Here is a 19,073-nt window from a genome sequence, read left to right as displayed (position 1 = left end):
CCGGCGGCCTATGCCCTCGCGGACAAGGCCGAAGCTGACCGGATTCCGTTGATCACCCTTGGCTATGGTCGTACCGAGGCTACCGATGGCAGGGTGTTTCCCTACAATTTCCCGGCCATGCTGACGTTCTACAGCGAGGCCTCGGCATTCATCAATTACGTGGCTGAGCGCGAGGGCGGGCTGGACAAGCTCAAGGGCAAGAAGATCGCCACCGTCTATCATGACTCGGCCTATGGTCGGGAAACCCAGGGGCCGCTGGCGCTGCTGGCGCAGAAGTATGGCTTCGAGAACATCCAGATCGCGGTGGCGGACCCGGGCAACGAACAGGCCGGGCAGTGGCGCCAGGTGCGCCAGCTCAAGCCGGACTGGGTGTTCCTGCGTACCTGGGGTGTATCCACGCCGGTGGCGATCAAGACTGCGGCGCGTTTCGGCTACCCGGTGGAGCGCATCGTGGGTGACATCTGGGCCAGCTCCAACGAGGACGTGTTGCCGGCCGGTGAGGCCGGCAAGGGCTACCTGGCGTTGACACCCTATCCAGGCGGTGCTGATTTCGACATACACCAACGCATCCGCCAGTACATCCTCGATACCGGCAAGAGCGATCTCAAGGATCCGAAGAGTTTTGGCAGCGTCTATTACAACTCCGGCCTGGTGAATGCCGCCATTGCCGTCGAGGCGATCCGCACCGGGCAGAAGAAGTTCGGCAACCGTCCGCTCAACGGTGAGGAAGGTCGCTGGGGCCTGGAGCATCTCGACCTCGATGACGCGCGTCTCAAGGAGATCGGTTTCCTTGGACTGATGCAGCCGCTGAAGCTGTCTTGCAGCGACCATGAAGGTGGCGGGGCAGCCAAGGTACAACAATGGGACGGCCAGCAATGGAAACTGATCACCGACTGGGTCCAGGCCGACCGCGCGACGTTGCGCCCATTGATCGACGCCAAGGCCGCCGAGTATGCGAAAGAAAAGGGCGTAACGGCCCGCGATTGCGCGGCGCAGTAGCCGTGCGCACGAGGAGGAACAACCCATGACCATTGCGGCCCTTGCGGGCACCGCAAGCAGCGAGTTGCTGGCGGTGCACGACATCGAAGTCATCTACGACGGCGCGATCCTCGCCGTGGCCGGGGTTTCCCTGCGGGTCGGTCAGGGCGACATTGTTGCGCTGCTGGGCGCCAACGGGGCTGGCAAGAGCACCACGCTCAAGGCCATTTCCGGGTTGGTCCAGGCTGACCGTGCGCAAGTCAGCCGCGGCCGGATCACTTTCCAGGGGCAGGATACCGCCGGCGTCGCAGCCAACCTGCTGGCCCGCCAAGGCATTGTCCACGTGCTGGAGGGGCGCCACGTGTTCGCCCACCTGACCGTCGAGGACAACCTGCGCACCGGCGGTTTCCTGCGTAACCCGACGCGCCGGGAACTGGAACGGGATCTGGAGCGCATCTACGCCTGGTTCCCACGTCTCAAGACCAAGCGCAAGACCCAGGCCGGGCTGACATCCGGCGGCGAGCAGCAGATGCTTGCCATCGGTCGGGCGCTGATGACCCGACCTCGGCTGGTATTGCTGGATGAACCTTCGATGGGGCTGGCGCCGATCCTCGTCGAGGAGATTTTTGCCATCGTCGCCCAGCTCAATGCCCAGGAAGGCATGAGCTTCCTTGTGGCCGAACAGAACATCAACGTTGCGCTGCGCCATGCCACCTACGCCTACGTCCTGGAAAACGGTCGGGTCGTGGGTGAGGGCAGCGGTGCGGAGTTGGCGGCGCGGGAGGACATCCAGCATTTCTATCTGGGGGGCAAGACCGGATGAGTGCGGGTTTTCCACTGTCTCGTGGGCAACAGTGAATCCGCAGTTTGCTGTTGCAGACGCTTTGTCCAGCCTGCTGCTGGTTCACAACTCTTTGAAAATAAAGGTTTAACGGGTTGGTACGGACTGTGCTCTGGCTGTTGGTGAACCCGTTACGAAAGGAGCAGCACATGAGCCATTCACCGACAATTGATCTGTCCGAGCAGGTTCGTCCGGGGCCTCGGCGCCCGGCCCATCTCATTCGCAGCGACGCCGAGGCGATCGAGGTGGCGCACCGTGTGGCCGGGGATTTCGCTCGCGAGGCGGCAACCCGCGACCGCGACCGACGTCTGCCCTGGGAAGAACTCGAACGCTTTTCCGAAAGCGGGTTGTGGGCGATCAGCGTGCCGAAGGCCTACGGCGGCGCCGGGGTGTCCTATGTCACGCTCAGCGAAGTGATCGCCATCATCTCCGCAGCCGATTCCTCCCTCGGCCAGTTGCCGCAAAACCATTTTGGTGTACTCAGCAATCTTGGCTTGACCGGCAGCGAAGAGCAAAAGCGGCGCTACTACGCCAGGGTGCTCGAGGGGTATCGCTTTGGTAACGCTTTTTCCGAAGCGCGAAGCCAATACGTCACCACGTTCCAGACGCAGATTCGCTTCGAGGGTGACACGGCCGTACTTGATGGAGAAAAGGCCTACTGCACCGGTGCATTGTTCGCTCATATCGTGCCGGTAGCCGCGGTGGACGAGGCGGGGCATGTGCATATCGCGCTGGTTCCGCGCGATGCCGCCGGATTGACGGTGATCGACAGTTGGGACGGTTTCGGCCAACGCATCACCGCCAGCGGCCAGGTGCGCATCGAAGGCGTACGCGTGCCTGCCCGCGACGTGGTACCTGCCTGGAAAGCCTATGATCAGCCCACTTCCGATGGCCCGATTTCGCAGATCATCCAGGCCGCGGTGGACACCGGCATTGCCCGGGGTGCCTTTGCCGAGACCCTGCGTGTCGCCCGCCAGGCGCGTCCTTGGGTCGACAGCGGCCTCCAACACGGTTGGCAGGATCCGCTAGGCCAAGCGCTGATCGGCGAGCTGGCCTGGCGGCTGCAAGCGGCCGAGGCGATTTTGCAGCGCGCGGCCCAAGCGGTCGATCTCGCGGTCGCCGAGCCCAGTGAGGAACGGGTCGCCGAAGCCTCTGTGGTCGTAGGCCAGGCCAAGGTGCTGTCCACCGAGATTGCCCTTGAGGCTTCCAGCCGCCTGCTGGAGCTGGGCGGCACGCGCAGCGTCTCGGCCAGCCAGGGCCTGGACCGGTTCTGGCGCAATGCGCGGACCCATACCCTGCATGACCCGGTGCGCTGGAAATATCACCTGGTCGGCAACCAGCTTCTCAACGACATCAAGCCGCAACGTCACTCTTGGAACTGAGGTATCAAGCATGTCCCATTCACACTCCCAAGGTCGCAGCGACCTCGTCCATGCCCGCCACGTCGAGGCGGCTCTGCTTGACTACCTGCGCGGGCAGAGTGCGCGACATGAAGCTCTGGTGGTCGCCGCGGTCGGTGACCTGCGTATCCGTATCGACGCTGCCGATGCGTTGCTCGAACGCGCCAACGCCTCCCAATCGTCCGCCATTGCCTTTCGTCTGGCTGCTGCCGAGGCGGCGCGTGTCGGTGCGCATCTATTCTTCGAGCTGGCCGGGCGCAGCTTGCCGCGGCCGTTGCCGGATGCAGCCGAGCCGGCGTTGCTGACCCAGCGTCGGCTGCTGGGCGACCATTACCTCAACGGCGCGGCGCTTGCTGATGGACAGGGAGGGCAGGCATGACTGCTGCTCAAAAGTCCTTTCAACGCCCGGACGATATCAAGGGTCAATTGATTCGCGATGCGCCCTGGCACTGTCCAGGGCGTAGCCACCGCGCAGGCATGTCCAGCAGAACTGATTGGGCTCCGGCAACCAACTGAACGTGCCTGTCTGCCCGCTGGATAGGGTGATTGCGCTGAGCCTGGGCAGCGATGACTCAATGCCCCTGATTGTTCCTGATCAGCTCATAAGCCCGGCGCACCAGTGCGTTGACGGTATTCGGCCGGATCCACAGGTGATAGGTCACATCCGGCAGTCGCGGCAGCCCATCGTTCTCGCCGAGCACGCGCATGTCCGGGCCGAGCATTTCCATGCTGCGGGGCGTGACGCCCAGGCCGGCGCGGGTCGCGGCCTTGATGCCGATCAGGTTCGAGGCCAGGTAGGCCTGGCGCCAGGGGATATTGGCGCGCTCAAGGGCTTCGAGGGCGTAGCGCCGATAGATGCTCGGCTCGTCCACCAGGATCAGCGGCAGCGGTTCGCCGGGGTTGTGGAGATACTGCGCCGAGCAGATCCACCACACCGGTGACGTGCGCAAGGCGAAACCTTCGAGGTTCGGATCCTGGCGGGTGGAAATGACCATGTCGACCTTGCCGCGATGCAGGTCGTCCATCAGGAACGGGCTGCGGCCGACGTCGATTTCCAGGCGCAGGCGCGGGGCCGAGCGGGCGATGTGGCTGAGGATCGGCGGCAGGATGGTATCGGCAATATCGTGGGGCGAGCCGATACGCAATACACCGCTCAGGCTGCTTTCGCGCAGGGAATTGAGCGCATCGTCATTGAGCGACAGCATTTGCCGCGCATGCCGCAGCAACTGCTGGCCCGCTTCGGTGAGCTGCTTTTGCCGGCCACGTTTTTCGAACAACGTGACCCCGACCTGCTGTTCCAGGCGTTGCATGTGCTGGGTGACCGACGATTGCGTACGGGCCAGTCGGGCGCCGGCTTCGGCAAAGCTGTGGTAATCAACCACGGCGATAAAGGTGCGCAGCAATTCGAGATCCAGGGTCGCCATGGCTATCGCTTCATATCAAGACTGAAAACCTAAACATTACAGTTTTTTATGTATTGATTGCATTCCCTTTACGTGATCTTCGCTGAGGGCCAATAAAATAGCGGTTATATGTTTTTCGCCTGGAAACCAAACCGGTCGAGTTATAACGATATGAGATATTTGCATTTCCGTTGGCTCCAAGCGCTACCTAGGATGCCCACTCATCAGGTCGGGGTACGCCGATCATCCATGAGGGGAAATCCATGTTGTTCGAGCGCTCACCTGTCAAACATCTCCTGCCTGTGTTGCTGGGCGCCTTGGCCTCGTTGGCAGCCGTCGACATTGCCCAGGCCGACGCCACCCTGGAGAAGATCGAGCAGCGTCACGAGCTGGTGGTCGGCGTGCTGCTGTCCGGTGGCCCGTTTGGCGGCATCGATCCCGCGACCCAAAAACCGCGCGGCCTCAACGTTGACCTCGCCCAGGAACTGGGTCGGCAACTCGGCGCCGAGGTGCAACTGGTGCCGGTCTTGCCCGCCAACCGCGTGCAGTTCCTGCAGCAGGGCAAAGTCGATCTGTTGATCGCCAACATGGAATGGACCACCGAGCGCGGTGAAATCCTCGGCTTCGTGCCTACGCCGTTCTACCGTGTCGGCGGCACCGCGGCGGTGCTCAAGGACAGCCAGATCAGCCGCTGGGAGGATTTGAAGAATCAACCGGTATGCACCTCCCAGGGCAGCAGCTACATCAAGCCGCTCACCGAGTTGGGCGTGCAGATCAAGGCCTTCAAGAGCTCCTCGGAGTCGCTGCTGGCGTTACGGGGCAACAACTGCGTTGCCGCCGTGCATGACGCCACGTTGATCAATCCGCTGATCGCCGACAACGCCGAGTGGCAGGGCTACCGCGCCCTGAGCCCGGAGCTGAACCCGGCCCCCTCGGTGATCTGGACGCGCAAGGGCGAAAACGATACCCAGGCCAGGCTCGATCCGATCATCAAGCAATTGCACCGCAGCGGCTGGTTGATCGACGCCCAGAGCCGTAATCGCATCACCCCGGCGTCACCCGCCCTGGTGGAGTTGCAGAAGCAGTTCCAGGCCAACGGCGCCTGAGCCGCGACGCACCTGCAGCTTTCTCAACGACTCACGACCGCCGCGCAAGGTAATCGCCCATGTCTGCATTTTTCTCCCCTCGAACCCTGGCCGCCCTGTGCCTGGCCTTGACTGCCGGCTGCGCTGCCAGCCTGGCCCAGGCGGACGCCACATTGGACAAGATCGAGCAGCGCCACGTCATCAGCGTCGGGGTGATGCTCAGCGGCGCGCCGTTCGGCACCATCGACCCCAAGACCGGCGAGCACCTGGGCTACAACGTCGAGCTGGCACAGGGCATCGGCAAGGCGCTGGGGGTGGAGACGCAGACTGTTTCCGTGCTTGCGCCGAACCGCGTGCAATTCTTGCAGCAGGGCAAAGTCGACATCCTGATCGCCAACATGCAGTTCACCGAAGAACGCGGCGAGATTCTCGACTACGTGCCGACGCCTTATGAAGAGGTCGGTGGCGCGGCGCTGATTCGCAAGGGCGCCGGCATCAGCCAGTGGGCCGACCTCAAGGGCAAACCGGTCTGCGTGTCCCAGGGCAGCAATTTCATCAAGCCCTTGCAAGAAACCTACGGTGCTCAGATCAAGGCTTTTCGCAGCCAGTCCGAGTCGCTGTTATCGCTTCGCGGCAATGGCTGCGTGGCTGCGGTGCACGTGAGCCCGACCATGCACGCACTGTTGAGCGAGGCCGAGTGGTCAGGCTATGAAATCCCGCTGCCGGGGGACCTGATTCCGTCGAATTCGGTGATCTGGCTGCGCAAGGGCGAGCACGACACCCAGGCCAGACTCGATGCCATCGTGCGTGACTGGCATCGCAGCGGCTGGCTGATCGAACTCGGCGAGCGCACCGGCATGGCACCGTCCCAGGCCCTGCGTGATCTGCACGCCAGGTATCGAGACGCGGCTCCCTTGGCCTCGCAGCCATGAGCCAATCGCTCTTTTCGACATTACAGGCGTTGCTGGGCGCCAGGCATGTGCAACGCGGCGAGGAAGCCGCGCCGTACCTGACCGACAAACAGGGGCGTTACCTCGGACGAGTGATCGCCGCGGTCCATCCGGGCAGCACCGAAGAAGTCGCGGCGGTGGTCCGGGCTTGCGCCGCGACGGCTACGCCGGTGGTGGTGCAGGGCGGCAATACCGGACTGATGGGCGGCGCCACCCCGGACGCCAGCGGCCGCTCGGTGTTGCTGTTGCTCGACCGGATGAACCGGATCCGCGCCGTCGACACCGACAATGACACCCTCACTGTCGAGGCGGGCTGCATACTGCAAACCGTCCAGGACGTTGCCCGCCAGGCCGGACGCCTGTTCCCCTTGAGCCTTGGCGCCGAAGGCAGTTGCACCCTCGGCGGCAACCTGGGGACCAACGCCGGCGGCACCGCGGTGCTGCGCTACGGCAATGCCCGCGAACTGACCCTTGGCCTGGAAGTCGTAACCGCCGAGGGTGAAATCTGGAACGGTTTGCGCGGCTTGCGCAAGGACAATACCGGCTACGACCTGCGGGACCTGTTCATCGGCAGCGAAGGCACGCTCGGCATTATCACCGCCGCGACGCTGAAACTGTTTCCGCTGCCCAAGGCCCAGGCCACCGCGCTGCTGGCGTTCAACTCGCTGGAGCAGGCGGTGGCGTTGTTGTCCCACGCCCGTGCCGGTTTTGGTGCCAGCCTGACGGCGTTCGAGTTGCTCAGCGCTGAGTGTCTTGCGCTGCTGCGCGAGCAATTTCCCGACGGTCCGCGGCCCTTCGCCAATGCTCGCCAGCCTTGGTTCGCGCTGTTGGAACTGTCGGATAACCACAGTGAAAACCATGCCCGGGAAATCTTCGAGCAAGTGCTGGGCGAAGCTTTCGAACAGCAACTGCTGGCCGATGCGCTGATCGCCGAGAACCTCGTCCAGAGCCAGGCATTCTGGCGGCTGCGCGAGAACATGAGCGATGCGCAAAAGCGTGCCGGTCGCAACATGAAACATGACATCTCGGTGCCGATTTCCCAGGTCGTCGCGTTCGTGGCCCATACCGATGCGTTGCTCCAGGAGCATTTTCCCGGCGTGCGGCATTACACCTTCGGGCATCTGGGCGATGGCAACCTGCATTACAACGTTGCCCACCCGCTGGATTCCACGATTGACGCACACATGGCCCATTACGCCGCGCTCAGTCAGCGGGTGCACGACAGCGCCCATGCTCATGGTGGCTCGATCAGTGCCGAACACGGCATCGGCCAGCGCAAGGTGAACGAGCTGGGGCGCTACAAAAGTGCCGTCGAGCTGGACCTGATGCGCCGGATCAAGCAAGCGCTGGACCCACGCAATCTGCTCAATCCGGGCAAGGTACTGGAGCAAACACGACCATGACGCTCCGTCTGTCCCAGCGTGTGCAGCGTGTCTCGCTGTCCGCCAATGCCGCCGCCAAGTCCCGGGCTACGGCGCTGCGTGAAGCCGGTCGGGACATTCTCGACCTGACCACCGGCGAGCCGGATTTCGATACGCCGGTGCACATCAAGCAGGCGGCCTGTGCCGCCATTGCGGCCGGAGCCACCAAGTACACCCCGACACCGGGCGTAAAGGCCTTGCGCGTGGCTGTGCAACACAAGCTGCGCAGGGAGAACCAACTGGACTATCCGCTGGCCTCCATCGTGATTGCCAACGGTGCGAAGCAAATCATTTTCAACGCCTTCGCCGCGACCCTCGATGATGGCGACGAAGTGCTGGTGCCGACGCCGTACTGGCCATCCTTTCCCGACAGCGTGCGTTTTAATGGCGGCGTGCCGGTGTTCATCGAGTGCGGACTGGAGCAGGACTGCAAGCTCACGCCACGACAGCTTGAACAGCATATCGGCGAGCGCACGCGCTGGCTGATCCTCAACAGCCCTGGCAACCCCAGTGGCGCGGTGTACAGCGAGGCCGAACTGCAAGGCCTGGCCCAGGTGCTGCGCCGACATCCCCATTTGCTGATTCTGCTGGATGAACTCTATGAACATATTCGTTTCGACGGGCATCCCGTCCGGAGCCTGCTCAATGTCGCCCCGGATTTGCAATCACGTTGCCTGGTGGTGGGCGGGGTCTCGAAAACCTATGCCATGACCGGCTGGCGCATCGGTTTCGGGGCCGGGCCGCAGGTGATGTCCGACGCCATGACCGTGGTGCAATCGCAATCCACCTCCGGCGCTTCCTCGGTTGGCCAGGCGGCGGCGCTGGCGGCGTTCGAGGGTGGCCTGGATTTTCTGCCGGAACAGGTCGCGGCCTATCGTCGGCGCCGCGATGTGCTGGTGAGCCGCTTGCGTGATGTCGCAGGCCTGGAAGTGCTTGAGCCGCAAGGTGGCTTTTTCGTTTTTGTCTGCTGCGCCGGGCTGCTGGGGCGCTATCGCCCGGACGGCCAGCGCCTGCAGCACGACGCCGATGTTGTCGCGTATCTGCTGGAAGAGGGCGTCGCCGGCGTCGCGGGCCGTGCGTATGGCCTGTCGCCGTGGTTTCGCCTGTCCATCGCCACGGCGACCGAAATCGTTGCCGAAGCGGGGCGGCGTATCGCCCACGCCTGCGGCCAATTGAGGAGCGAGCCATGAGTCATTGGCTGGAGCAACTCGTCCAGTGGAGCGCCGGGCTCGGCCTCAACTACAACTTCCTGCTCGACGCCTATCAGCGCGGCACGTTGGAGCAGGGTGCGCTGACCACGTTGTGGCTGTGCCTGCTGACGATTGCCGGGAGCTTGCTGGCCGGGGTCGGATTGGCCGCCCTGTTGACCTCCGGCAGGCCTTGGCTGGCAAGACCTGCGCGAGTGTTTATCGAAGTCACCCGCAACACCCCGACGCTGGTGCAGCTGTATTGCGCCTTCCTGGTGCTGAACATGCTGCTGACCCAGGCCGTCGGCGCGGCCAACCCGCTGACGCCCTTCGCGTGGGTGGTGATCGTGATCTCGCTGCACAAAGGCGCCTTCCACGCCGAGGCCCTGCGTGCGGGCATCGAAGCGGTGCCGACGGTGACCCTGGAGGCCGCCAGTTCGCTGGCTTTCAACCACCGCCAGTTGTTGTGGAACGTGCAACTGCCGCTGGCCCTGCGTTTTGCTTTGCCGTCGCTGATCAACAATCTGATCGACCTGGTGAAGATGACCGCCGTGGCCTCGGCCATCGCCGTGGGCGACATCACCTACGCGGCGATCATGATCTGGACCCAGAGCGACAACGTGTTGGAGCTGATGATTTTGATCCTTACGTTTTTCGGCCTGCTGAGTTTTACCGTCAATTGCGTCGGGCGCTGGCTCGAAGCCCGCCTGAGGATGCCCGGTTATGGCCATTGATTTGTCCGCTGTGCTGCCCCTGGCCTGGCCGCGTCGCCATCTCGGCAAATTGCTGCTGGGGCTGGGAGCGCTGTGCTGGCTGGCTTATCTCGCGCCGAACAGCCCGGTGCTCAAGGCGCTGTGGCAATGGTCGCCGGCGCTGGTCGCAGGGTTTGGCCAGAACATTCTCATCAGCCTGCTGGCCATCGGGCTGGGCTCGATGATGGGACTGCTGGTAGGCGCCATGGTGCTGTCGCCGCTGCGTCTGTTGCGCTGGCCGGCGCGGATCTGGGTGCAGGTCTTTCGTAATGCGCCCTGGCTGGTGCTGATCTATTTCACCATCTATGTGTTCCCGTTCGAGATTCGCATCGGCACGGCCTATGTCTCGTTTCCCGACTGGGTCAAGGTGACCTTGGGCCTGGCCCTGCCGGCCAGCGCGAATGTCGCGGAAATCTTCCGTGGCGCCATCGCCTCGATCCCCAGCACCCAATGGGAGGCCGCGCGATCCCTGGCGTTCACCCGTGGGCAGATTTTTAGCTCGATCATCCTGCCCCAGTGCTTCAAACGCATGTTGCCGCCGTGGATGAACCTCTATGCGGTAATCACCATGGGCACGGCGCTGGCCTCGCTGGTGGGCGTGCATGACGTGATCGATACCGCGCAGATCGCCAGCAACACCGTGAACCTGACGGGCTTCACCGTGCTGATCTACCTGAGCCTGCTGGTGCTGTTCTTTGCCTACTGCTACCCGATTTCCCGTCTTACCCAATACCTGGAGCGACGTTATGCCTTCTATTGAAACCGTCGCCGAGCCCCTCGTCAGCCTGCGCGACCTGCACCTGTCGTTCGGCAGCAACCCGGTGCTCAAGGGCATCGACCTGGACGTTCGCCGTGGCGAAGCCGTGTCGATCATCGGGCCCTCCGGCTCGGGCAAGTCGACAATCCTGCGTTGCATCACCGGGCTGCTGCAGCCCCAGCGTGGCCGCATCCGTGTCGGTGCCACCGAGGTTCACACGCTGGCCCAGGAGGCCCAGCGCATCGAACTGCGCAAGCGCGTCGGGTTCGTGTTCCAGCAGTACAACCTGTTCCCGCACCTGTCGGTATTGGAGAACCTGGTGATCGCTCCGCGCAAGGTGCTCGGCCGCAACCGCAGCGATGCCGAAAAGGATGCGCGGGCCTTGCTCGCCAAGGTGCGCATGGAGCACAAGGCCGACGCCTATCCGGGTCAACTCTCGGGCGGCCAGCAGCAACGCGTGGCGATCGCCCGCGCGCTGGCGATGCGTCCGGAGCTGATCCTGTTCGATGAAGTGACCTCGGCCCTGGATCCGGAAACCGTCGGCGAAGTGTTGACGGTGATTCGCGAGTTGACCGAGGAGGGTATGACCTGCGTGCTGGTGACCCATGAAATGCGCTTCGCCGAAGAGATCAGCGATGTCGTCTATTTCACCGAGAACGGCGTGATTGTCGAGCACGGTAGCGCCGCCCAGGTCTTCCAGCATCCCGCCAGCGAGCGCACCCGGGAATTCCTGCGCCACGCCCTGGGCGACCCGGGGCGCCGGCCGCCCCTCGGCCAGGACGACCCGTATCTGTTGACCAACCTGAGCCGCTATAGCCTGTCCGTCTGAAAAGGAACCTGCCATGAATACCCGTAACCGTGCCGATGTGATCGAGGGCTTCCTCAAGCAAGTGCGCGTCATCCATCAGCGTGGCGTCGACCGCGCCGCGCTCAAGCAGATCGTCGCGCTGCTGGAAGGACTGGCCGAACGCCGCGAGCTGTTCAATTTCGAGGCGTTCCCGGCGCCGCAGCCGGGGCAGGGCAGCACCGCGTTTCGCTATCGTCTCAACGATGACGGCGACACCCCGACGCTGTACCTGAACTCGTTGCTGCCGGGCAAGAGCACCATCCCTCACAACCATGAGACCTGGGCCATCATCAGCGCCATCGAAGGCCAGGAAATCAACTACGTCTATCAACGCGATGACGAAGGACGCGAGCCCGGATTCACCACGCTGCACTTGGAAAAGGAAGTGATCGTGCAGCCCGGAACCTCCATCGCCTTCCTCGGCGAGGACCTGCATGGCATTCGGGTCGCAGGCGAGCAACCGACCCTGCATTTCCATCTTTATGGCCTGCCGCTGGAGTCGCTCAACGGCCGTTACGGCGTCGAAGCCGATGGGCGAATTCTCAATTACAACGCCTCACAGATGGCGCCGTCGATCAAGGCCTACGCCTGACAGCCTCTTGCCTTTCAGTCTTTCAATTTTTCCAGCGGGACTCCCATGAGCCAGACCTTGACTCCCCAGCAACTGCAGCAGTGGTTGTTCGACGGGCAGGAAATTGCCCTGTTTGACGTGCGTGAGCACGGCCAGTACGGCGAAGCCCATCTGTTTTTCGGGGTGAACCTGCCTTATAGCCGCCTGGAGCTGGAGGCTCGACGGCTGGCGCCGAACCTTCAGGTCCGGTTGGTGCTCCATGACCAGGATGGTGGCGACTTGGCGGAGCGCGCGGCGCAGCGCCTGCACGCGCTGGGCTACGCCAACGTGCACATCCTGGAGGGTGGCGCCGACGGTTGGCAGGCCGCCGGCTATCAGCTGTTCGCTGGCGTGCATGTGCCGTCCAAGGCTTTCGGCGAGCAGGTGGAGGCGGTCCGTCACACGCCGCATGTCAGCGCTCGCCAACTGGCGCAATGGCGGGCTCGGGGCGAGCCGCTGGTGATCCTCGACGGCCGGCCGCTGGAGGAGTATCGCAAGATGACCATTCCCGGTTCGATCTGCTGCCCGAACGGCGAACTGGGCTACCGCGTGCATGACCTGGTGCCGGACGAGCAGACCCCCATCGTGATCAATTGCGCCGGCCGGACCCGCAGCATCATCGGCGCCCAGACGCTGATCGACCTCGGTCTGAAAAACCCGATTTATGCGCTGGAGAACGGCACGCAGGGTTGGGATCTGGAAGATTTTCACCTGGAGCACGGCAGCCAACGACGTTATGCCGACCAGGTGTCGAGCGCCACGTTGCCGACGCAGCGTCTGGCGGCGACACGCCTGGCCGAACGGGCCGGGGCGCCGACCGTTGGCGCTGCCCAGGTCGAACGGTGGGCGGCGGAGGCCGGGCGCAGCCTGTTTCTCTGCGACGTGCGCACCGCCGAGGAGTATGCCGCCGGCACATTGCGGGGCGCGCAGCACACGCCGGGCGGACAGTTGATTCAATCCACCGATCTGTATGTGGGCGTTCGTCAGGCGCGGGTGGTGCTGTTTGACGACGACGGCGTGCGTGCACCGATCATCGCCAGTTGGCTGCGGCAGCTCGGGCATGAAGCTTTTGTATTGTCGGGCGGATTGAGCAGTGGCCTGGCGTTACCGCCTCCAGCCGTCTTCGCGCCTGCACAACTGCCCGGGATCAGCGCGCAGGCCGTGGCGGATGCCCTGAGGGATGACGCGGTGGCGCTGATCGACCTGCGTTCGAGCAGCGCCTATCGCAAAGGCCATATCGCCGGGGCGCGCTGGTCGATCCGACCCTTGCTGGCCGGTGCGCTGGCGGGCGAGCGGCGGCCGCTGGTGCTGGTCGCCGATGATCCTCGGCTGGCGGCCGTGGCGGCACTGGAGCTATCGCGAACCGACGTTCGTTGGCTCGCTGGCGGGGTCGATGCGTGGCGCTCGGCCGGCCTGGGGCTACGAGAAGGCGCCGACACGTTGCCGGACGAACAGTGCATTGATTTCCTGTTTTTCACTCACGACCGCCATTCCGGCAACAAGGACGCGGCGCGCCAGTACCTGGCGTGGGAAATCGGCCTGCTGGCGCAAATGAACGAAGCCGAGATCGCCAGCCTCAAGCCGCTGCAGGGCCCGCCTCAAAGCGCTGTCGAGGCGCGGCTTCGCACCCGTCTGGTCCATGGCGCGCGCAGCGAAAAGGGCACCGGCGCCCGGACTGTCAACGTGCCGGTCAGTCGTCTGAGCACGGTACTGTTCGACACCCTCGCACAGATGCGCGACGCCCGTTCCCGGCGCGACAGCGAGCGAGTTTTGACCTATGGCGCTCGCGGCAACCCGACGGCCTTCGCCCTCGAAGACCTCGTTACCGAACTGGAGGGCGGTTATCGGACGCGGCTGTTCGGGACCGGCCTGGCTGCGGTGGCGCAAACCTTCCTGGCCTACCTGCGGCCTGGCGATCATGTGCTGATCACCGATGCGGTGTATGCGCCGGTACGCCGCGTGGCCCGGGATTTCCTCGAAGCCTTCGGCGTAGAAGTCGGCTACTTCGCCCCCGATGGCAGTGATCTGCCCGGACGGCTGCAAGCCAACACCCGGATGGTCTACACCGAAGTGCCCGGTTCGTTGCTGTACGAGCTCTGCGACCTGCCGGCCATCGCCGCGCTCTGCAAGCCGCGCGGCATCCTGCTGGCCGTGGACAACACCTGGGGTTCGGGCGTGCTGTACCGGCCGCTGGCGTTGGGCGCAGACATCTCGATCATGGCCTTGACCAAGTACCTGAGCGGCCACAGCGACGTGGTCATGGGCAGCGTCTGTACGCGCCAGGAGGTTTGGCCGGCACTGGCGGCCATGAGCGACACCTTCGGCAATACCGTCAGCCCCGACGACGCGTATCTGGTCCTGCGTGGCGCACGCACCCTGGCGCCACGCCTCGACACTCATGAGCGTCAGGCACTGGCGATCGCCGATTGGTTGCAGGCGCAGCCGCAGGTGAAACGGGTCTTTCACCCAGCGTTACCCGATCATCCCGGTCACGGTTTATGGCTGCGGGACTTCAAGGGCAGCAATGGATTGCTGTCGTTCGAACTTCGCGAAAATGACGACGCGTACCTGGAGCGTTTTATCGATGCGTTGCAGGTGTTCGGGTTGGGGGCGTCCTGGGGTGGGTTCGAGAGTCTGGTGACCGTTGCCGATACTCAGGATCGGCAAAGCGCCGAGGATCTGGCGTTGAACCCGGTGGTGCGATTGCATGTGGGGTTGGAGGATGTCGAAGTGTTGATCGAGGACCTGCAGCGGGGTTTTGTCGCTGCCGGATGATTTACCAGACTTCTGGTTTCTCCAATGCGGCAGGCATCAGGTCTACCGCCGAAAAACGCTTGGCCCAGAGATGCGCCTGACGAAATTGCTGAACGGTTGCATGGTCGCTTTGACTGGCGAGCGCTGCAGCGACGGTGTTACGCAGGTCAGTGCCTTGATCGACGATCCAGACGCCCGGCTCCCGGTCGCGCAGGGCCATTTCACCGAAGCGGGTCGAGATGACCGGCAGACCGAGGGCGCGGTACTCGTAGTATTTGATCGGGTCGACCGAGGCGGTCAGGCGGTTGAGCTTGAACGGAATCAGGCCTACCGAAAACGTTGCCATGGCCGTCATTGCATCGGCATGGGAACACTCCGGTAGCAGCTCGATGTTGGCAGGCAATACGCCGGGCGCCGGTGTGAAAACCGGCCCGATCAGTCGGATCCGGTTGCCAGGATTGGCCTGGGCCAGCGCGGTGACCAGGTCCCAGTCGAACCAACGACCCAGCGTGCCGACATACCCAAGCACCTGTTGCTTGGCGGCCAGGTCCAGGCTTTCGACCGGCGCCAGTGCGTTCACATCACAGGCATTGAGAGCCAGTTCTACCTGGCCGGCCATGCCCAGGAGTTTGTTACGCAGATGGCTTGAGGAGGCCAGCACCTTGTCGACCCGTCGAATAAGCTGCGCCTGGCGACGCTCCATGGATCTGCGTGACAGACCCTGATAAAAGGCTGGGAAATCATCCATGGCGTCGTAGACGGCAGGGCTCGCAGGCATGAGCGCCAGCAATTGCAAGGCCAGCTCGGAAGGTTTTCCAACACCTATCAGGCAGGGGCCGGCGGCGGCAAAAGCCGCAGCCTTGCTGAACAGGTTGCGCCACAGTTGCTTGAGCAGCGTTGCCGAGCCCGGAAGGGGCTCAACAGGTAAGCTGCGGGGTTTGCAAATGTGCAACCAGCGCGGAACGGTGATGCTGTGCTGATCGGCAACAGTCGGCTTGGACCTGATGTCGTTCAACGTGGGCAAGCGCGTCGGGTAGGGCTCGATCCAGAGCACCTGGGCGCCAGTCTGGTGGTGATACCAGTTGACGAAATGATGGGGGCGCTGGCTGAAACTGGCCCATGGCACCGGGGACAGGTAAATCATGTTCATGGCTGAAGGTACTGGCGCAGGACGTCGGCGATGCGCGCTGCGGCCTTGCCGTCGCCATAGGGGGAAACGCCCCGCGCCATGCCCTGATAGGCCTGTGGGTCATCCAGCAGGTGCTGTGCCTGTTCAACGATAGTGTCCCGATTGGCGCCCACCAACTTGACCACACCGAGGTCGACCGCTTCGGGGCGTTCGGTTTCTGCCCTGAGTACCAGCACGGGTTTGCCCAAGGCCGGGGCTTCTTCCTGCACGCCTCCGGAGTCACTGATGATCAGGTATGAGCGCTTGATTGCCGCGACAAACGGAGCGTAGTCCAGCGGTGCGCAGAGGATGATATTCGCGGTTCGGCCGAGCAATTGATGGGCGACATCCTTGACGTTCGGGTTGGGGTGGACGGGATAGAGGATCTGGATGTCCGGGTTCCGTTCGGCCAGGCACTTGAGTGCCTGGCAGATATCCTGGAACGGTTCGCCGAAGTTTTCCCGACGATGGCAGGTCACCAGCACCATGCGTTTGTCTGCATCGATTGGGACAGTCCAGGCTGAGTCCTGTGCCGCGGTCATCAGCAAGGCATCAATGACGGTATTGCCGGTCAGGGTGATATCGCTGGCGGCAACCCCTTCGCCCAACAGGTTGGCCACGGCGCCCTGGGTCGGCGCGAAATGCCAGCGGGCCAGCTTGCCGGCGATCACCCGATTGGCCTCTTCGGGAAACGGGTTGTACAGGTCCCCGGTACGCAGGCCCGCTTCGACATGGCCGAAGGGAATTCGCAGGTAGAAACACGCCAGTGCGGCGCTCATGACGGTGGTCGTGTCACCTTGAGCCAGTACGACATCCGGTTTCTCGGCTTGCAGAACGCTGTCGAGTTCCCGCAGCAGGCGTGAGGTCAGCGCTGCCAGAGACTGGTTGGGACGCATGATGTCCAGGTCGAGGTCGGCACTGATCGCAAAGCCCTTCAGTATCTGGTCCAGCAGGCCGCGGTGCTGGGCGGTGGCGAGCACCCGGCACTCAATGTTGTTTTCGGCCTTGAGGGCGTTGATCACCGGGGCCATCTTGATGGCTTCCGGGCGTGTACCGACGATGCAGAGTACCTTGCGGGTCATGACTGTTGATTTCCTATCATTGTTGTCAGTGAGCGGGCTATCCGGTCCGCGTTGGCCATCAGGGTCAAGGTGTGGGATTTCTCGGTAAGGCTGGGCAAACAGGCGCCGTCGATGACATGCACGCCGGCGAGGCCTGCGACTTGGCCAAGGCGATCGGTCTGGCCAATCTTCGGCGTCGAGTGCATGGGCAGGGTTCCGGCATAGTGGATATCTGCTCCCGGTCTGCCGACGGTGAAACTCATGGGCATCAACAGCGCGCCCATCTTCCAATAGATCCGGCGTAGCCTGGCCTCGGCGGCTTCCATGAGCCCGGGGAGCTCGGGATGCGCTTGCCCGGTGATGCTCAACGAACCGTCGGGGCGCAGCACCGCCGTGTTGCTGGACAGGTGGCCGGGCAGGAAGACATTGCCGACGACGCACGCGCTGAGCAGGTTTTTCAGCAATTCGATGCTGTAGCGTTTGCTCATGGGAATCCGGCTGACAAACTCGGTGATAGGCAAGCCTGTGGTGCTGAACGTCGAACCGAAAGCCGTGGCGCCGGACTTCAACTCCAGGGTGAACGAGAGCTGGCCCAGGCCAAATACCGGCACTCTCGGGGTGCCAAGCATTCTTGGCAGCCATAGCAGGAAGGCCGCCGTTGGCGATGACAGCAGCGGTACCGGTGCCGAGTGGTTCAGGCACTTGAGGACGAGCCGGGTCGAGGCCAGTGTGCCCGCCGCCAGCAACAGGCGCGCACCGCGCAAGCGCCGGGCGGAGCGATGATCGGTGATGGTCCACGAGTCGTCCTGTTTCAGCAGATCCTCCACCAGAAAATTCTGGACGTGCTGGAACCCAGGGTATTGCTTGAGTTTTCGCAGCTCTTGCGAGGCGCTGTACAAGGCTTGGTGGTGACAACCCCACAAGCAGTTTCCAGACAGATCGCAGGCCTTGCGCTCGTCGAGGGGCTGGCTCAAGGCGGCGACCCTTGAACGGCCAAGGCGAAACCCCAGGTCGGGAAACACCGCTCGGCGCCGGGTGTAGCGGTTGAGCAAGCGCTGATGCAGGCTGTCCAGCGGCAGGGGCGGTTGCGACCACTCATCCAGACCGAAATAGCTGGAGAGATCGTCGTTGAGCCGGCCACTGATACCGATCCGGCGCGCGACCGTTTCGTAGGACGCCTGCATCTCGGAATAATCGATGGGCAGCCCGGCAAAGTCACCGGCGCCCAGCGTTGCCACGCCGCAACCCCAGGCATTGGACAGGCCTCCGGTGGCCAGAGAGCCGATGCCGATAAAGTTTTCGGTCTCGATGCGATTGCCGGCGCTGAACCCTGCGAAGACATGGGCGTGGGTCGGCGTCTTCAGCTTGGGCGATACGGCGTCCAGTTGGTCCAGGGCGTGGAAGTTTTCGCCGATCATCCATTTCCACTGATGCGCGTCGTTGGCCCTGGCACTGAGGAATGGGCCGGTTGGCGGCGCCGATGAGGCGCTGTTGACCTGGGCATCGACCATGAGCACCCGCAGGCCCGCCTTGACCAGCGGGTAGGCCGCTGAAGTCCCGGCCGGGCCGCTGCCGACAATGATCACATCGAACTCAGGCTTCACGGTGGGCTTCACTTCCAAGCAGCAGCGGGCGGGCAACAGCACGGCACGACAACGCCGCTATCTTCCACACCAACGCCTTGACCGAGGTGAGCCCCAACGCAACCAGCGTGGCGACAACGCTGCCTGGCCGTTGGGTGCCGAGGAATAGCGGCGCGCCTTGGGGGCTGGCTTCGGCGATACCGAGTGCAACCTGCAGGCGCCAGGCCAGTTCCTGGCCCTCGGGTTTGCGCAGGACGTCGGGGTCGTCCAGCAGCG

17 protein-coding genes and 1 pseudogene are annotated in these 19,073 nt (G+C 63.5%); 13 read left to right on the top strand and 5 right to left on the bottom strand.

Going from position 1 to position 19,073, the window contains the following annotated elements; all coding sequences use genetic code 11:
• The 4 genes from ACE04F_RS02915 to ACE04F_RS02900 all read left to right on the top strand — a co-directional run.
• A partial coding sequence (locus ACE04F_RS02915; RefSeq protein WP_486104716.1) for an ABC transporter substrate-binding protein occupies window positions 1–999 on the top strand: 999 nt, incomplete at its 5' end.
• A gap of 25 nt (window positions 1,000–1,024) precedes the next feature.
• Complete coding sequence (locus ACE04F_RS02910) at window positions 1,025–1,801, top strand: ABC transporter ATP-binding protein (protein WP_486104715.1); 777 nt, start codon at window positions 1,025–1,027, stop codon at window positions 1,799–1,801.
• 167 nt (window positions 1,802–1,968) lie between these two features.
• Window positions 1,969–3,201, top strand: coding sequence for an SfnB family sulfur acquisition oxidoreductase (locus tag ACE04F_RS02905; RefSeq protein WP_486104713.1), 1,233 nt, complete (start codon window positions 1,969–1,971; stop codon window positions 3,199–3,201).
• Window positions 3,202–3,211: 10 nt separating this feature from the next.
• A complete protein-coding gene (locus tag ACE04F_RS02900; RefSeq protein WP_486104711.1) occupies window positions 3,212–3,598 on the top strand; it encodes a hypothetical protein in 387 nt (128 codons plus the stop codon).
• A gap of 193 nt (window positions 3,599–3,791) precedes the next feature.
• Here ACE04F_RS02900 and ACE04F_RS02895 read toward each other — a convergent pair whose 3' ends face one another.
• A complete protein-coding gene (locus ACE04F_RS02895; RefSeq protein WP_486104709.1) occupies window positions 3,792–4,643 on the bottom strand; it encodes a LysR substrate-binding domain-containing protein in 852 nt (283 codons plus the stop codon).
• Window positions 4,644–4,885: 242 nt separating this feature from the next.
• On the opposite strand from ACE04F_RS02895, the gene ACE04F_RS02890 reads away from it, so the two are divergent.
• The 9 genes from ACE04F_RS02890 to metC are packed head-to-tail and all read left to right on the top strand — an operon-like array spanning window position 4,886 to window position 15,006.
• Window positions 4,886–5,728 (top strand): transporter substrate-binding domain-containing protein, encoded by an 843-nt coding sequence (locus ACE04F_RS02890; RefSeq protein ID WP_486104707.1) that lies wholly within the window; start codon window positions 4,886–4,888, stop codon window positions 5,726–5,728.
• 59 nt (window positions 5,729–5,787) lie between these two features.
• Window positions 5,788–6,639 (top strand): transporter substrate-binding domain-containing protein, encoded by an 852-nt coding sequence (locus tag ACE04F_RS02885; protein WP_486104705.1) that lies wholly within the window; start codon window positions 5,788–5,790, stop codon window positions 6,637–6,639.
• The gene (locus ACE04F_RS02880; protein WP_486104703.1) at window positions 6,636–8,060 is read left to right on the top strand and encodes an FAD-binding oxidoreductase; all 1,425 of its coding nucleotides are present in this window, start codon (window positions 6,636–6,638) and stop codon (window positions 8,058–8,060) included. Before ACE04F_RS02885 ends, ACE04F_RS02880 begins: the two co-directional genes overlap by 4 nt.
• On the top strand, window positions 8,057–9,268 hold the full coding sequence (locus tag ACE04F_RS02875; protein WP_486104701.1) for an aminotransferase class I/II-fold pyridoxal phosphate-dependent enzyme: 1,212 nt from the start codon (window positions 8,057–8,059) through the stop codon (window positions 9,266–9,268). The genes ACE04F_RS02880 and ACE04F_RS02875 overlap by 4 nt, the downstream gene beginning before the upstream one ends.
• Complete coding sequence (locus ACE04F_RS02870; RefSeq protein ID WP_486104699.1) at window positions 9,265–9,999, top strand: amino acid ABC transporter permease; 735 nt, start codon at window positions 9,265–9,267, stop codon at window positions 9,997–9,999. Before ACE04F_RS02875 ends, ACE04F_RS02870 begins: the two co-directional genes overlap by 4 nt.
• The gene (locus ACE04F_RS02865; protein ID WP_486104697.1) at window positions 9,989–10,777 is read left to right on the top strand and encodes an amino acid ABC transporter permease; all 789 of its coding nucleotides are present in this window, start codon (window positions 9,989–9,991) and stop codon (window positions 10,775–10,777) included. Before ACE04F_RS02870 ends, ACE04F_RS02865 begins: the two co-directional genes overlap by 11 nt.
• Window positions 10,764–11,603, top strand: a complete 840-nt coding sequence (locus tag ACE04F_RS02860; protein WP_486104695.1) for an amino acid ABC transporter ATP-binding protein — start codon at window positions 10,764–10,766, stop codon at window positions 11,601–11,603. The genes ACE04F_RS02865 and ACE04F_RS02860 overlap by 14 nt, the downstream gene beginning before the upstream one ends.
• 13 nt (window positions 11,604–11,616) lie before the next feature.
• Complete coding sequence (locus ACE04F_RS02855; protein WP_486104693.1) at window positions 11,617–12,213, top strand: cysteine dioxygenase family protein; 597 nt, start codon at window positions 11,617–11,619, stop codon at window positions 12,211–12,213.
• Between the two features lie 45 nt (window positions 12,214–12,258).
• Window positions 12,259–15,006 (top strand): cystathionine beta-lyase, encoded by a 2,748-nt coding sequence (metC, locus tag ACE04F_RS02850; RefSeq protein WP_486104691.1) that lies wholly within the window; start codon window positions 12,259–12,261, stop codon window positions 15,004–15,006.
• Between the two features lies 1 nt (window position 15,007).
• On the opposite strand, the gene ACE04F_RS02845 is transcribed toward metC, so the two are convergent.
• The 4 genes and pseudogenes from ACE04F_RS02845 to ACE04F_RS02830 all read right to left on the bottom strand — a co-directional run.
• On the bottom strand, window positions 15,008–16,135 hold the full coding sequence (locus tag ACE04F_RS02845; protein ID WP_486104689.1) for a glycosyltransferase family protein: 1,128 nt from the start codon (window positions 16,133–16,135) through the stop codon (window positions 15,008–15,010).
• On the bottom strand, window positions 16,132–17,235 hold the full coding sequence (gene wecB / locus ACE04F_RS02840; RefSeq protein WP_486104687.1) for a non-hydrolyzing UDP-N-acetylglucosamine 2-epimerase: 1,104 nt from the start codon (window positions 17,233–17,235) through the stop codon (window positions 16,132–16,134). Before wecB ends, ACE04F_RS02845 begins: the two co-directional genes overlap by 4 nt.
• Window positions 17,232–18,818 carry an FAD-dependent oxidoreductase gene (locus tag ACE04F_RS02835; RefSeq protein ID WP_486104685.1) on the bottom strand — a complete coding sequence of 529 codons (1,587 nt, stop codon included), beginning with the start codon at window positions 18,816–18,818 and terminating at the stop codon, window positions 17,232–17,234. The genes wecB and ACE04F_RS02835 overlap by 4 nt, the downstream gene beginning before the upstream one ends.
• A pseudogene (locus ACE04F_RS02830) lies at window positions 18,808–19,073 on the bottom strand (epimerase); the annotation flags it as partial. The pseudogene ACE04F_RS02830 and the gene ACE04F_RS02835, both read right to left, overlap by 11 nt.

The organism is Pseudomonas sp. AGC41, from assembly GCF_057334555.1.
This window is presented reverse-complemented; position numbering and strand designations above follow the sequence as displayed.

What these genes read in the sequence shown, in the direction of transcription:
- ACE04F_RS02910 (WP_486104715.1), top strand. Translation starts at nt 1,025, where the DNA reads ATGACCATTGCGGCCCTTGCGGGCACCGCAAGCAGCGAGTTGCTGGCG.
- ACE04F_RS02905 (WP_486104713.1), top strand. Translation starts at nt 1,969, where the DNA reads ATGAGCCATTCACCGACAATTGATCTGTCCGAGCAGGTTCGTCCGGGG.
- ACE04F_RS02900 (WP_486104711.1), top strand. Translation starts at nt 3,212, where the DNA reads ATGTCCCATTCACACTCCCAAGGTCGCAGCGACCTCGTCCATGCCCGC.
- ACE04F_RS02895 (WP_486104709.1), bottom strand. Translation starts at nt 4,643, where the DNA reads ATGGCGACCCTGGATCTCGAATTGCTGCGCACCTTTATCGCCGTGGTT.
- ACE04F_RS02890 (WP_486104707.1), top strand. Translation starts at nt 4,886, where the DNA reads ATGTTGTTCGAGCGCTCACCTGTCAAACATCTCCTGCCTGTGTTGCTG.
- ACE04F_RS02885 (WP_486104705.1), top strand. Translation starts at nt 5,788, where the DNA reads ATGTCTGCATTTTTCTCCCCTCGAACCCTGGCCGCCCTGTGCCTGGCC.
- ACE04F_RS02880 (WP_486104703.1), top strand. Translation starts at nt 6,636, where the DNA reads ATGAGCCAATCGCTCTTTTCGACATTACAGGCGTTGCTGGGCGCCAGG.
- ACE04F_RS02875 (WP_486104701.1), top strand. Translation starts at nt 8,057, where the DNA reads ATGACGCTCCGTCTGTCCCAGCGTGTGCAGCGTGTCTCGCTGTCCGCC.
- ACE04F_RS02870 (WP_486104699.1), top strand. Translation starts at nt 9,265, where the DNA reads ATGAGTCATTGGCTGGAGCAACTCGTCCAGTGGAGCGCCGGGCTCGGC.
- ACE04F_RS02865 (WP_486104697.1), top strand. Translation starts at nt 9,989, where the DNA reads ATGGCCATTGATTTGTCCGCTGTGCTGCCCCTGGCCTGGCCGCGTCGC.
- ACE04F_RS02860 (WP_486104695.1), top strand. Translation starts at nt 10,764, where the DNA reads ATGCCTTCTATTGAAACCGTCGCCGAGCCCCTCGTCAGCCTGCGCGAC.
- ACE04F_RS02855 (WP_486104693.1), top strand. Translation starts at nt 11,617, where the DNA reads ATGAATACCCGTAACCGTGCCGATGTGATCGAGGGCTTCCTCAAGCAA.
- metC (WP_486104691.1), top strand. Translation starts at nt 12,259, where the DNA reads ATGAGCCAGACCTTGACTCCCCAGCAACTGCAGCAGTGGTTGTTCGAC.
- ACE04F_RS02845 (WP_486104689.1), bottom strand. Translation starts at nt 16,135, where the DNA reads ATGAACATGATTTACCTGTCCCCGGTGCCATGGGCCAGTTTCAGCCAG.
- wecB (WP_486104687.1), bottom strand. Translation starts at nt 17,235, where the DNA reads ATGACCCGCAAGGTACTCTGCATCGTCGGTACACGCCCGGAAGCCATC.